This window comes from Streptomyces tailanensis (genome assembly GCF_008386495.1).
Lineage (GTDB): Bacteria > Actinomycetota > Actinomycetes > Streptomycetales > Streptomycetaceae > Streptomyces > Streptomyces tailanensis.
Genome location: NZ_VTHJ01000060.1, coordinates 48,959 through 61,999 on the forward strand (window position 1 = coordinate 48,959; position 13,041 = coordinate 61,999).

Here is a 13,041-nt window from a genome sequence, read left to right on the forward strand (position 1 = left end):
TGAGTAACAGGACTGCACAGTCCTGGGAAGCGGAGCGGTGAACGTCACATGGGCTCCATGTGTTACCGCCGGTTACGTGCACCATCCTAGGGGCGCGGCGCTGTGTTTGACATGCGGCTCCGCCGCGTGGGCGCGCCCAGCCCAAACACACCGGCAGCCCCGTACGGCCCTCAGGGGGGAGGCGCCGTGGACCCCCGAGGCACCAACACAGGCGTAGCCACCGGATGCGACTCCCCGTCCCCGGCGATCACCCCGAACAACGTCCGCGCGACCTCCGCCCCGAACCCATGTACGTCATGACTCATCGCGGAAAGCGTCGGCCGCGTCAGCCGACAGAGCTGCGAGTCGTCCCACGCCAGCAACGACACATCGTCCGGCACCCGCAACCCCATCTCCGCGGCCACCGACAACCCCGCCACCGCCATGATGTCGTTGTCGTACAAGATCGCCGTAGGCCGATCGGCCCCGGTCAACAGTGACCGCGTCGCCCGAGCCCCCGCCTCCCCCGAGAAATCGGTCGCCACCTGCCAAGCCCCGGCCAGCCCCAGAGCCCCGGCCGTCTCGTCGAACGCCGCCGTCCGAATCGCCGTATGCCCCAACGCCGCCGCACCCCCCACCCGCGCGATCCGCCGATGCCCCAGCGCCGCCAGATACCGCACCGCCTCCGTCACGGCGGTGGCGTCATCCGTCCACACCGACGTGAGCCCCCCGGTCAGCGATGGATGCCCGACGGCCACCACCGGCATCCCCAGCCGCTCCACGGCCCCCACCCGGGGATCATCCGCGCGGAAGTCGACGAGGATCGACCCACTCACCTGCCGCCCCCGCCACCACGCGTCCTGAAGCCCCACCTCCTCCTCCAGATTCCGCACCAAGCGCAGCAGCAGCGAACAGGACCGCTCGGTCAGCACGCTCTCCACCCCGGAGATGAACTCCATGTAGAACGGCTCAAGCCCCAGCAGCTTCGCCGGCCGGCAGATCGCCAGCCCCACGACATCCACCCGCTGACTCGACAACGACCGCGCCGCCAGATTCGGTGCCCACCCGAGCTCCCGTGCCGCCGCGAAGATCCGGTCCCGCGTGGCGTCGGACAGCCCCGGCTTCCGGTTGAACGCGAGGGACACCGCCCCCTTGGACACCCCCGCACGGGCGGCGACGTCCTTGATGGTCACGCGCGGAGTCGGCGGCGTACTCATCGCCCCGGCTCCACGCAATACAGCGCCTCTCGCACGGCATCCACGTCAGGAACGCCCTCCCACCCGCGTACCCCGATGGTGACCCGCTCCCCGGGCAACAGCGTGACCAGCCCGGTGTCGGCCCGAGCAGCCGGCGCCAGCCGGTCCGCCTGCAACAGCAGATCCCGTACGAGCGTCCGGGCGGTCACGATCACGGTCACCGCCCCCGGACCGACCTCGACCTCGACCTCGAACTCCGGCCGCAAATACGGCACTTCACGATCCGGCGCCGGAAAGTGCAGCGCCCGCACCCCGTCCGCGTCCGCTACCAGGAACTCCTTCGCCCCGACGGGCTCCAGCTCACGCGGCACCCGCACCTCGGCGACCGTACGCGCGGCAGCCGTGGCGTCCAGCTCCACAGCGGCGATCACATCCCCCTCCACGGACATCCGCCGCAACCGCACCCCCGCCGCCCACGCATCCCGCGCATGGTTGACGACCGCCGACACCAGCTCCCCGCCCCGCACTTGAAGCGTCAGCAACCGATCCGCGTACACGCGCCGCAGCTCATGCCACAGCGGCTTCTCCCGACCGTCCCCGTCGATCGCCGCCCACGACGTCACCGGCCAGCAGTCGTTGAGCTGCCACACCACCGTGCCCGCGCACACGGGCCACAGCGACCGCCAGTACTCGATTCCGGTGGCGACGGCCCTCGCCTGGTTGAGCTGCATCAGATAGTGCCAGCGGTCGAAGTCGCCGTCGGGCACGACGAAATGCCGCGCGAGCCCCCGCTCCAGCTTCCCGTTCCCGTCCTCCGCCTTCTGGTGATGCAGCATCCCGGGCGAGTCGGCCGACAACTCGCCCTCGCCCAGCGCCCGCCGCAGCGTCGCGTACGCCGGCGGCGCCTGCCACCCGAACTCGGCGACGAACCGCGGGACGTTCGCCCGGTACTCGGAGTAGTCCTCCCGGTTCCACACCTCCCAGGAGTGGTGGGTGCCGTGCGCCGGATCGTTCGGGTGCCGCTCCCACGACCCCGACCACGGACTGCCCGCCGTGTACGGCCGCGTAGGGTCCAACTCCGCGACAACACGCGGCAGTACGCCCAGGTAGTACCCCTCGCCCCACGAGTCCCCGGCGAGCCGCTCCTCCCACTCCCAGTCCCGGAATCCCCACAGGTTCTCGTTGTTGCCGTTCCACAGCACCAGCGAGGGATGAGGCATCAGCCGTACGACGTTCTCCCGGGCCTCGGCCTCCACCTCGCCCCGCAGCGGCTGCTCCTCCGGGTAGGCCGCGCACGCGAACGGGAAGTCCTGCCAGACCAGCAGCCCCAGCTCGTCGCAGGCGTCGTAGAAGTCCTCGCTCTCGTAGATACCGCCACCCCAGACGCGCACCAGATCCACACCGACGTCGGCAGCCTGCCGCAGCCGCTCCCGGTAGCGCTCACGCGTGATCCTGGAGGGGAAGACGTCGTCCGGGACCCAGTTCACCCCGCGCGCGAACAGCCGCTCGCCGTTGACGACGAAGGTGAACCCGGTGCCGTGCTCATCGGCACGCCGGTCCAGTTCCACGCCCCGGAACCCGACCCGCCGCCGCCACACATCCAGCGCCCGGTCCCGGCCGTCGTCGTACAGGGTCAACTCGACGTCGTACAACGGCTGTTCGCCGTACCCGCGCGGCCACCACAGCTCCACGTCGGGCACGTCGAGCCGTACGACCCCGCCCGTGCCCTCGACCTCGGCGACCGCCCGGACGTCGACGCCGCCCACCCGGGCCTCCAGCCGCAGCCCCGCCTCGACGGCCGCCCGCTCCACGTCGACGAGCAGCTCCACCCGCCCCGTCGTACCGTCGACCGTCACCACCGGCCGTGCGCGGGCGATACGCGCGGTCGACCAGCGCTCCAGCCGTACCGGCCGCCAGACACCGGCGGTCACGAGCGTCGGCCCCCAGTCCCACCCGAAGGAGCAGGCCATCTTGCGGATGAACTGGAAGGGCTCGGGATAGGCGCCCGGCCGGTCCCCGACCCGCTCACGCACCGCTTCCGCCTCGGCGTACGCGGAGGCGAACCGCACCGAGAGCCGGCCGCTCATCCCGGTGATGTCGAAGCGGTACGAGCGGTGCATGTTCCGTACGGAGCCCAGGAGCCGGCCGTCGAGCCGGATCTCGGCGGCGGTGTCGAGCCCGTCGAAGACCAGGTCGGTCTGGTCGTGGCCGACCGTCCCGGAGCCGGGCAGACCGACCTCGTACGTCCACTCCCGGCGCCCCACCCACGCCACCTCGGTCTCGTTCCGCTCGAGGAAGGGATCCGGGATCAGCCCCGCCGCCAGCAGATCGGTGTGGACGCACCCGGGCACCGAGGCGGGCAGCGAACGTCCCTCGTGTCGCAGGATCCAGCCCTCGGTGAGCGGTGTGGCCTCCAGCATGCGCACTCCTAAACCGGTCCAGTCCATGAGTCAGCGGTATCGCGAAATCTTTCGACAGCCTTGGCGAAATAGGGACTTTACCGGTTCAGTGACGGGCTGCCAGAGTGCCGAACCAGCCAACCCACTCGTGCTCGTCCGTCCCGAACGGAGCTGGTGCACATGAACCACCGAAGGAACCTCAGGAACCGAAGGACACTCGCACGCACCGGAACACTGCTCGCCGCCGCACTCCTCGCCGCGGGCTGCACAGGCAGCGGGGCAAGTTCGAAGGGCGCCGACGCCAAGGCGGCCGACGATCCGTCACAGGTGTCCGGAAGCATCACGGTCCTCACCCACCGGACGGATCTGGTGCAGGACGGCACGATGAAGAAGTACGCGGACACGTTCGGCAAGACCTATCCGAAGGTGAAGGTGAAGTTCGACGCGATCACGGACTACGAGGAAGAAGTCAAGATCCGTATGAACACGGAGAACTACGGCGATGTCCTCATGATCCCGAGCGTCATCAAGAAGAACGACTACCCCAAGTTCTTCGCCTCGCTGGGCACCCAGCAGGAGCTCAGCAAGAAGTACCGCTTCACCGACTTCACCACGGTCGACGGCAAGGTCTACGGCCAGAGCCCGATGGGCGCGACCCCCGGCTTCCTCTACAACAAGCGGATCTGGGCCGAGGCCGGCGTCACCGCCTGGCCCACCACCTCCGAGGAATTCCTCACCGCGCTGAAGGCCATCAAGTCCAAGACCGACGCCATCCCGTACTACACCAACTTCGCGGCCCAGTGGCCGCTGACCCAGTGGACGTACATCAACGGCTCGGTCAGCTGCGACACCGGAGCCACCGCCAAGCTGGCCGAGGGCAACCCGTGGGGCGAGGATGGCGAACTGCGCGTCGGCGACCGGCTGTTGTACGACATAGTGAACCAGGGCCTGATCGAGAAGGACCCGGCGACCACCAACTGGGAGGGCTCCAAGCCCCAGTTGGCGAAGGGCGAGATCGCCACGGCCTGGCTCGGCAGCTGGGCGGTCATCCAGTTCCGGCAGGCGGCGCAGAAGGCCGGCGCCGACCCCGACGACATCGGGTTCATGCCGTTCCCCGCCCGCGTTGACGGCAAGGCCTGCGCGACGGCCACCCCCGACTACAACCAGGCCGTCAACATCCACTCCGAACACAAGGAGGCGGCCCGCGCCTGGATCGACTGGTTCACCGACAAGTCGGGCTACGCGGCGGACAACCTCTCGATTTCCACGCTCAAGGACGCCCCGCTGCCCGAGGTGCTGAAGCCGTACGAGGAGCAGGGCGTCGAGCTCATCGAACTCGACGACGCCAAGGGCGGAGCGGTCAAGGACATCGACAGTGCCTCGGAGGTCGGCATCTACGCGCCCGAGTACCGCCAGGACCTCGTCGACCTCGCCCGCGGCGCCAAGGACGGCGACGTCGACGACTTCCTCGACGACCTCGGCAAGCGCTGGACAGAGGCCCAGAAGACCGTGGGGTCCTGATGCCTCAGACGACCGAGAAGGTGGCGCGGCCTGCGGTGGTCGCGCCACCGTCTCCCCGGACGCGCGCCCCTCGCCGGGTGCGCCTCCGGGGGATGGCCACCCCCTGGCTCTTCCTGGCCGCCCCGCTCGCCCTCCTGATCGTCTTCACCTACGCGCCGGTCGCCAACATGCTGGCGTACAGCTTCACCGACTGGGACGGCGTCGGCCCCGAGCTGAACTACACCGGCGCCGACAACTACGTCGAGATCTTCACCCGCCCCGAGCTGTTCCGGGTCTTCTTCGTCAGCGCCTACTACCTGGCCGCCTCCGCCGTCCAGATCGCCGCCGCCCTCTACTTCGCGACGATCCTCAGCTTCAACATCCGCTTCCGGAACTTCTTCAAGGGCGTCCTGTTCTTCCCGTACCTGATCAACGGCGTGGCGATCGGCTTCGTCTTCCTCTACTTCTTCCAGGACGGCGGCACCCTCGACTCGGTCCTCGCCCTCTTCGGGTACGAGTCCGACCGCGCCTGGCTCGGAACCTCCACCTCGGCGAACATCTCCCTGGCCGGTGTCTCCGTCTGGCGCTACATGGGCCTGAACTTCGTCCTGTTCCTGGGCGCGATCCAGTCGATCCCGGGGGAATTGTACGAGGCCGCGGAACTCGACGGCGCGAACCGCTGGCACCAGTTCCGCTACATCATCGCCCCCGGCATCAAACCGGTCCTGAGCCTGAGCGTGATCCTCTCGATCTCCGGCTCCCTGTCGGTCTTCGAGATCCCGTACATCATGACCGGCGGCGCCACCGGCACCGAGACCTTCGTGATCCAGACCGTCGACCTGGCCTTCCGCTTCAACAAGACGGGCCTCGCCTCGGCCGCCGCGGTCGTCCTGCTGCTGATCATCCTCGCGGTGACCTGGGTGCAGCGCCGCCTCGTACCGGACGACAAGGTGGACCTCACATGACGCTCGCGCTCTCCACGCCGGTCATACGCCGCCGAGTCGCCCGGACGCTCACGTACGTGTCCCTGGTGCTGGCGTCCGTGGTCGTCCTGCTGCCCCTCCTGGTGGTCCTGCTGACCTCGCTCAAGACCGAACGGCAGATGGCGGACGACAGCGGCGCGCTCACGCTGCCGGGCAATCTCCTGAACTTCGAGAACTACGTGACGGCGTTCCAGGACGGCGAGATGCTCGCCGCCTTCGGCAACACGGCCTTCATCCTCTTCTTCGCCATCACCGGAACGGTCCTCATCGGCTCGATGGCGGCCTACGCCATCGACCGCTTCACGTTCCGCTTCCGCAAGCTGGTCGTGGCACTCTTCCTGGTCGCCACCCTCGTCCCCGGCGTCACCACCCAGGTCGCGACCTTCCAGATCGTCGACAGCTTCGGCATGTTCGACACCCTCTGGGCCCCGATCGCCCTCTACATGGGCACCGACATCGTCTCGATCTACATCTTCCTGCAGTTCGTACGGTCGATCCCGATCTCTCTCGACGAGTCCGCCCGCCTCGACGGCGCCAACACCTTCACGATCTACCGGAAGATCATCTTCCCGCTCCTGAAACCCGCGATCGCCACGGTCGTCATCGTGAAGGGGATCACCGTCTACAACGACTTCTACATCCCCTTCCTCTACATGCCCTCCGACGACCGCGGCGTGATCTCCACATCCCTCTTCCGCTTCAAGGGCCCCTTCGGCGCCCACTGGGAAACGATCTCGGCAGGAGCGGTCCTGGTGATCCTGCCGACCCTGATCGTGTTCCTGGCCCTGCAGAGGTTCATCTACAACGGCTTCACGAGGGGAGCGACGAAGTAGGGCTCGTCCACGCCCGATCAGGCGTTCTTCGCCACCACCGTCAGCGCCCCCACCAGCACCGGCGTGACCAGCTCGACCTGCCAGGCCCGAGCCCCATGCCCGACCAGAGCCTTGGACACCGCCTCGGCGTCGATCGTGCCCGGCGGCTCCCAGCACACCCGCCGCACGGTGTCCGGCGTGATCAGGTTCTCCTGCGGCATGCTCAACTGCTCGGCCAGCGCCGACACCCCGGCCCGAGCCGCCGACAGCCGAGCCGCGGCGGCCGGGTCCTTGTCGGCCCAGGCCTTCGGCGGAGGCGGGCCCGTCACGGGCTGCCCATGCGCGGGAAGCGCGGAGTCGGGCAGCGCCTTCGCCCGGTCCACCGCGGCCTGCCACTGCTCCAGCTGCCGCCGCCCCATCCGATGCCCGAACCCGTTCAACGCGGCCAGCGCGTGCACGTTGCCCGGCAGCGCCAGTGCCGCCTCCACGACCGCCGCGTCACCGAGCACCTTGCCCGGCGACACGTCCCGCCGCTGCGCGATCCGGTCCCGCGCCTCCCACAGCTCCCGTACGACCGCCATCTGCCGCCGGCGCCGTACCTTGTGCATCCCGGACGTGCGACGCCAGGGATCCTTGCGGGGCTCGGCGGGCGGCGCGGTCGCGATCGCGTCGAACTCCTGCCGGGCCCATTCGAGCTTGCCCTGCCGGTCCAGCTCCTTCTCCAGGGCGTCGCGCAGATCGACGAGGAGTTCCACGTCGAGGGCGGCGTAGCGCAGCCACGGCTCGGGCAGGGGGCGGGTCGACCAGTCGACGGCGGAGTGGCCCTTCTCCAGGACGTAGCCGAGGACGCTCTCGACCATCGCGCCGAGGCCGACGCGGGGGAAACCGGCGAGCCGTCCGGCCAGCTCGGTGTCGAAGATCCGGGTCGGGACCATGTCTATCTCGCGCAGACAGGGCAGGTCCTGGGTGGCGGCGTGGAGCACCCACTCCACCTCGGAGAGCGCCTCGCCGAGACCGGAGAGGTCGGGGCAGGCGACGGGGTCGATGAGGGCGGTGCCCGCGCCCTCGCGGCGCAGCTGCACGAGATAGGCGCGCTGGCCGTAGCGGTACCCGGACGCGCGTTCGGCGTCCACGGCGACGGGGCCGGAGCCGGCGGCGAAGGCGGCGATCACCTCGGCGAGCGAGGACTCGTCGGCGATCACGGGCGGAATGCCGTCTCGGGGCTCCAGCAAAGGGATCGGCGCCCCCGCTTCAGAAGATCCGCCGTCGTCCGGAGGGGCGCCTCCGGTGGTTCGCAGGGTGCTGTCTGCTGCGGTCTCTTGGGCGTCGGTCACCTGTCAAGGGTATCTGTGTATGGACAAGGCCCGTCGACGGAACGTTCCGTCGACGGGCCTTCAGGGGTCGTAAACCGGTCATGTGTCACACGTGTCAGTGAATGTTCCCGGCGAACCGGAAGGTGCAGAACATCAGTGGATGATCCCGGTACGCAGGGCCACCGCCACCATTCCGGCGCGGTCACCGGTGCCGAGCTTGCGGGCGATGCGGGCGAGGTGGCTCTTGACGGTGAGCGCGGACAGGCCCATCGAGACGCCGATCGCCTTGTTCGACTGCCCCTCCGCGACCAGGCGCAGCACCTCGACCTCGCGGCCCGACAGCTCCCGGTAGCCGCCCGGGTGGCTCGGGGCACCCGGGGGGCGGCGGTGCATACGGGCGGCGGAGCCGATGGGGGCGGCGCCGGGGCGGGTGGGCAGTCCGATGTTGGTACGGGTGCCGGTGACGACGTATCCCTTCACACCGCCCGCGAGGGCGTTGCGTACGGCGCCGATGTCGTCGGCGGCGGAGAGGGCGAGGCCGTTGGGCCACCCCGCCGCGCGGGTCTCGGAGAGAAGGGTCAGGCCGGAGCCGTCCGGCAGGTGGACATCCGCGACGCAGATGTCGCGGGGGTTGCCGACGCGGGGACGCGCCTCCGCGATGGACGAGGCCTCGATGACGTCGCGTACACCGAGAGCCCACAGGTGACGGGTGACGGTCGACCGGACGCGCGGATCGGCCACCACCACCATCGCGGTCGGCTTGTTCGGACGGTAGGCGACCAGGCTTGCGGGCTGCTCGAGGAGAACGGACACCAGGCCTCCTGGGTGCGGGACATGGGGGGCGGTTTCAAGGTCACAGAGATCTTCGGCATCAAACCCGTGCTCCTTTAGAGAATGATCACGATTTAGTGAGTAACAATCCGGGCAATTCGGACACGCCTTCGATCATTCGAAGATCGAACGGTGCCGTTTCACGTCGATACGCGGCCGAAAGTGGCCGTATCGACAAAGAGATGGTTTCGTTCGGGCGTGGCAGCACGGACGGCGTGGCGGCGTACACGAAGAAGGGCCGTGCTCATGGAGCGCGGCCCGCAGGGGCGGGGGATCTCAGCGGGGCTGCGGCCCCCGCCGCTGCGGCAGCGTCACCACCGCGGCGTCCCCGGGATCGACGGCCGGCGGCAGCCCCGCGATCTGGGCGAGCAGGTCGCACCAGGACGCGAGATGCGCGGCGGTGTCGGGGACGCCGCCCAGGACCTCCCGGGGCGTCCAGGAGGCCCGGATCTCGATCTGGGAGGCGGCCGGGCGCGTGGACAGACCGCCGAAGTAGTGCGAACTCGCTCGCGTCACCGTGCCGCTCGGTTCGCCGTACGACAGCCCGCGGGACTGCAGCGCGCCGGTCAGCCAGGACCAGCAGACCTCGGGGAGCAGCGGATCGGCGGCCATCTCGGGCTCCAGCTCGGCACGGATCAGGGTCACCAGCCGGAACGAGCCCTGCCAGGCGTCGTGGCCCGCCGGGTCGTACAGCAGGACGAGACGGCCGTCGGCCAGATCCTCGTCGCCCTCGACGACCGCGGCCTCCAGCGCGTACGCGTACGGGGCGAGTCGCTGGGGCGGCCTGGTCGGGTCGATCTCGATCTCCGGCCGCAGCCGGGTGGCCCTCAGCGCGTCGACGGCGGAGCGGAACGGCAACGGAGCCGTCTCCAACGCATCGCGCTCCCCCTCCTTCGCCTCGTCCATCCCGCCAGCGCCGTCCGACAGTCGTCCCTGAGCCGCAGCCATGCCGGAACATTAAGGGGAACTGGCCCTCGGCGCAGGGCAAGACACCCGTGCGCTGGGTCACTGTCGGATCGCGCTCAGCGAACGGGGGCCGGGCCGGCCACCGGGGGCGGTGGCCGAAAGCATAGGGGTCCCGGCCTGTCTCTGGTTGTCCACAACCCCGGCCGTCGCTGTCAAGCGGGCGTGGGAGACTTTGCCTCGTGAGTGCCAACGCCAGCCCCTCGGGCCACCAGCCGACCGCCACGTACAACTCCGCCTTCCTCAAGGCGTGCAGGCGCGAGCCCGTCCCGCACACCCCGGTGTGGTTCATGCGGCAGGCCGGGCGGTCGCTGCCGGAGTACCTGAAGGTGCGCGAAGGCATCCCGATGCTGGAATCGTGCATGCGGCCCGAGCTGGTCACGGAGATCACCCTCCAGCCGGTCCGCCGGCACCACGTGGACGCGGCGATCTACTTCAGCGACATCGTGGTCCCGCTCAAGGCCATCGGCATCGACCTCGACATCAAGCCCGGTGTCGGCCCGGTGGTCGAGAACCCGATCCGCACCCGCGCCGACCTCGCCCAGCTGCGCGACCTGACTCCCGAGGACGTCTCCTACGTCACCGAGGCGATCAAGCTGCTCACCGCCGAGCTCGGCGAGACCCCGCTCATCGGCTTCGCCGGCGCCCCCTTCACCCTCGCCAGCTACCTCGTCGAGGGCGGCCCGTCCCGCACGTACGAGAACGCCAAGGCGATGATGTACGGCGACCCCGAGCTCTGGGCTGACCTCCTCGACCGCCTCGCCGAGATCACGGCCGTGTTCCTCAAGGTCCAGATCGAGGCGGGCGCCAGCGCCGTCCAGTTGTTCGACTCCTGGGCCGGTGCGCTGGCCCCGTCGGACTACCGCCGCTCGGTGCTGCCCGCCTCCGCGAAGGTCTTCGACGCCGTCGCCGGGTACGGCGTCCCGCGCATCCACTTCGGCGTCGGCACCGGCGAGTTGCTGGGCCTCATGGGCGAGGCCGGCGCGGACGTCGTCGGCGTCGACTGGCGCGTCCCGCTCGACGAGGCCGCCCGCCGCGTCGGCCCCGGCAAGGCGCTCCAGGGCAACCTCGACCCGACCGTCCTGTTCGCCGGCACGGAGGCCGTCGAGACCAAGACCCGCGAGGTGCTCGACTCGGCCGCCGGCCTGGAGGGCCACGTCTTCAACCTCGGCCACGGAGTCCTGCCCTCCACGGACCCGGACGCGCTGACCCGCCTCGTGGAGTACGTCCACACACAGACCGCGCGCTAGATCCTGACTCTGTCGGGGATCTTGGTGTCGTCTGCTCAGTCTCTGGCGGACCGCCAAGACCTCGGCCGGGGGATCCCGTGCTGGTCCAGGAAGTTCTGGAAGGCGGTCGGCGGCCGGGACGAAGGTGCTTCTCCGGTCGGTGGCCGTTGGCTGAGGCGCTCGATGTTTGCGGCGATGGCTGTGAACACGTGCTGTAGGTGGGCTTTCTGCTGTCCCCGGTAGCGGCAGCGGCGCATGCCGTGTCCGTGAGCGAGCTCGTTGATGGTGCCTTCCACTCCAGAGCGGACCGCATAGCGAGCCTGCCATTCGGGTGTCTGTTGCTCGGCGCGGACTCGGAGTTGCAGGTCACGGAGTTCTCGCGGGGGAAACCCCACGGTTCGGGCGCTGTCGGTGGTGGTCGTGCAGCGGGTGCGGACCGGGCAGGGACGGCACTGGCTCTTGGTGAAGGCCGAAGCCGTCGTTCTTGCGGTGCTGGCGGGTGGAGTTGACCAGCAGCGGTCCGGTGACCGTGACCTGGTGATCGCGGACTGCCTGTTCCAGATGGACCAGGGAGGTGTATCCGCCGTCGACCAGATGCTCGGCGGGCAGCAGCCCGCGGTGCTTCAGCCGGGTGTGGATGCCGGGCAGAGCCTTCGCGTCGTAGCTGGTGGCGTCGGTGGTGGCCACATCTGTGATCACGTTGACGCCGTCAGGATCACAGGTCTCGGTGAGATGCGCGACGAACCCTTTCCAACGGGTGACATGTCCGCGGCGCGCGTAGCGGGCCGTCGGGTCGTAGGGCGAGACGACTGCGACGGCCGAGGGCGGCAGCCCGCCGTCCTCGGCGGTGCGCCGGCGCAGGCGGCTGGCCCCGTCGCGGTAGTAGTTCTGCACCATAATCTGCCGCAGAGCCTGGACCCGGGGACCGGACAGGCGATCCACCCCATGCTCCCCGACGTGCTCCAGCAGCCGGACGGCGTCACCGCCTGTGGCAAGGATCCTGGTCTTGGGTCGGGTGGGGTTCTTGCCCAGACGGACCGGACGGCCGTAGCGGCGCCCCCACTCCTCGTCGACCAGGCCGGCCAGCAGGCGCGGAGCTGTGCCGGCCAGCTCTTCCAGCGCGGCGCGGACGGCCTCGGTGACCAGTTCCAGCCGGGTCAGGTCGCGCACCGCGGCCAGGACGTGGGTGGAGTCCGTGCGCTGGGTGGTGCGCTCGCGGACGAGACCGGCCTCCTTCAGGCGCGCGAGTGCGAGGTCGAGGAGACGGTCGGCTCGGCCGCCCTCGGCGAGACGCTCGCGGAAGTCGGCCAGCACGCTGTGGTGGAAGCCGGGATCGTCCAGTTCCATGGCCAGCGCGTACTTGAAATCGATGCGGCAGCGAACCGCCTCCGCCGCCTGCCGGTCCGACAGACCGAGCAGGAACTGCAGCACACAGACGGTGGCCAGCTGGGCGGGCGAGAGCCCCGGGCGGCCGTCGCGCGGGTACCAGTCGGCGAAGTCCTCGTCACGCCACAGCCCGCCCAGGTGGTCTCTCACCCACGTCGCCGTCGTACCGCCCGGGTTGCTCGCCCGCGCCACCTGCACGGTCAAAGAAGGGACTTGCTCACCAGAACGGGCGTGGAGCGACAACGGGCACCTCGACAACTGCATCGGTCCTTGAACAGAGCCGAGCATGCCCGTTGATCATGCTGCCCCGCCGGGGATCCTCAAGATCCCCGACAGAGTCACCCGTGGTTACCTAGACCGGCCGGCCCTGACCGCCGAGCGCTTGTCGGGTAGCCGGAGCCCGTCGCCGGGCCCCGGCCCCCTCAGAACCGTGCATGCCGGTTTCCCGGC

10 protein-coding genes and 1 pseudogene are annotated in these 13,041 nt (G+C 69.6%); 4 read left to right on the plus strand and 7 right to left on the minus strand.

The genetic code is table 11. The features are described 5' to 3' along the window. Positions 1-170: 170 nt before the first annotated feature. Both F3T56_RS36170 and F3T56_RS36175 read right to left on the minus strand, forming a co-directional pair. Positions 171-1,196 carry a LacI family DNA-binding transcriptional regulator gene (locus F3T56_RS36170; protein WP_149829589.1) on the minus strand — a complete coding sequence of 342 codons (1,026 nt, stop codon included), beginning with the start codon at positions 1,194-1,196 and terminating at the stop codon, positions 171-173. Next, entirely contained in the window at positions 1,193-3,595 is a 2,403-nt protein-coding gene (locus tag F3T56_RS36175) for a glycoside hydrolase family 2 protein (RefSeq protein ID WP_149829590.1), read from the minus strand. Before F3T56_RS36175 ends, F3T56_RS36170 begins: the two co-directional genes overlap by 4 nt. A 159-nt stretch (positions 3,596-3,754) precedes the next feature. Between F3T56_RS36175 and F3T56_RS36180 the strand changes: the two genes are divergently transcribed. The 3 genes from F3T56_RS36180 to F3T56_RS36190 are packed head-to-tail and all read left to right on the plus strand — an operon-like array spanning position 3,755 to position 6,890. Continuing rightward, entirely contained in the window at positions 3,755-5,095 is a 1,341-nt protein-coding gene (locus F3T56_RS36180) for an ABC transporter substrate-binding protein (protein WP_149829591.1), read from the plus strand. Further along, positions 5,095-6,039: a carbohydrate ABC transporter permease gene (locus F3T56_RS36185; RefSeq protein ID WP_149829593.1), complete on the plus strand. Its 945-nt coding sequence runs from the start codon at positions 5,095-5,097 to the stop codon at positions 6,037-6,039. The genes F3T56_RS36180 and F3T56_RS36185 overlap by 1 nt, the downstream gene beginning before the upstream one ends. Continuing rightward, entirely contained in the window at positions 6,036-6,890 is an 855-nt protein-coding gene (locus F3T56_RS36190; RefSeq protein ID WP_149829594.1) for a carbohydrate ABC transporter permease, read from the plus strand. Before F3T56_RS36185 ends, F3T56_RS36190 begins: the two co-directional genes overlap by 4 nt. A gap of 17 nt (positions 6,891-6,907) precedes the next feature. Here the strand turns inward: F3T56_RS36190 and F3T56_RS36195 are convergent, their stop codons facing one another. The 3 genes from F3T56_RS36195 to F3T56_RS36205 all read right to left on the minus strand — a co-directional run bounded on the left by F3T56_RS36195 (position 6,908) and on the right by F3T56_RS36205 (position 9,961). Next, positions 6,908-8,203 (minus strand): HRDC domain-containing protein, encoded by a 1,296-nt coding sequence (locus F3T56_RS36195; protein ID WP_172639301.1) that lies wholly within the window; start codon positions 8,201-8,203, stop codon positions 6,908-6,910. A gap of 132 nt (positions 8,204-8,335) precedes the next feature. Then, positions 8,336-8,995, minus strand: coding sequence for a helix-turn-helix transcriptional regulator (locus F3T56_RS36200; protein WP_033529424.1), 660 nt, complete (start codon positions 8,993-8,995; stop codon positions 8,336-8,338). A gap of 294 nt (positions 8,996-9,289) precedes the next feature. Then, positions 9,290-9,961 (minus strand): DUF3000 domain-containing protein, encoded by a 672-nt coding sequence (locus tag F3T56_RS36205; protein WP_149829595.1) that lies wholly within the window; start codon positions 9,959-9,961, stop codon positions 9,290-9,292. Positions 9,962-10,158: 197 nt separating this feature from the next. Between F3T56_RS36205 and hemE the strand changes: the two genes are divergently transcribed. Next, positions 10,159-11,226: a uroporphyrinogen decarboxylase gene (gene hemE / locus F3T56_RS36210; RefSeq protein WP_149829596.1), complete on the plus strand. Its 1,068-nt coding sequence runs from the start codon at positions 10,159-10,161 to the stop codon at positions 11,224-11,226. Positions 11,227-11,261: 35 nt separating this feature from the next. On the opposite strand, the gene F3T56_RS48580 is transcribed toward hemE, so the two are convergent. Continuing rightward, positions 11,262-11,801: a transposase gene (locus F3T56_RS48580; RefSeq protein ID WP_342787030.1), complete on the minus strand. Its 540-nt coding sequence runs from the start codon at positions 11,799-11,801 to the stop codon at positions 11,262-11,264. Positions 11,802-12,555: 754 nt separating this feature from the next. Further along, positions 12,556-12,879: pseudogene (locus F3T56_RS48585) on the minus strand (transposase); the annotation flags it as partial. Positions 12,880-13,041: the final 162 nt, after the last annotated feature.

What these genes read in the sequence shown, in the direction of transcription:
- F3T56_RS36170 (WP_149829589.1), bottom strand. Translation starts at nt 1,196, where the DNA reads ATGAGTACGCCGCCGACTCCGCGCGTGACCATCAAGGACGTCGCCGCC.
- F3T56_RS36175 (WP_149829590.1), bottom strand. Translation starts at nt 3,595, where the DNA reads ATGCTGGAGGCCACACCGCTCACCGAGGGCTGGATCCTGCGACACGAG.
- F3T56_RS36180 (WP_149829591.1), top strand. Translation starts at nt 3,755, where the DNA reads ATGAACCACCGAAGGAACCTCAGGAACCGAAGGACACTCGCACGCACC.
- F3T56_RS36185 (WP_149829593.1), top strand. Translation starts at nt 5,095, where the DNA reads ATGCCTCAGACGACCGAGAAGGTGGCGCGGCCTGCGGTGGTCGCGCCA.
- F3T56_RS36190 (WP_149829594.1), top strand. Translation starts at nt 6,036, where the DNA reads ATGACGCTCGCGCTCTCCACGCCGGTCATACGCCGCCGAGTCGCCCGG.
- F3T56_RS36205 (WP_149829595.1), bottom strand. Translation starts at nt 9,961, where the DNA reads ATGGCTGCGGCTCAGGGACGACTGTCGGACGGCGCTGGCGGGATGGAC.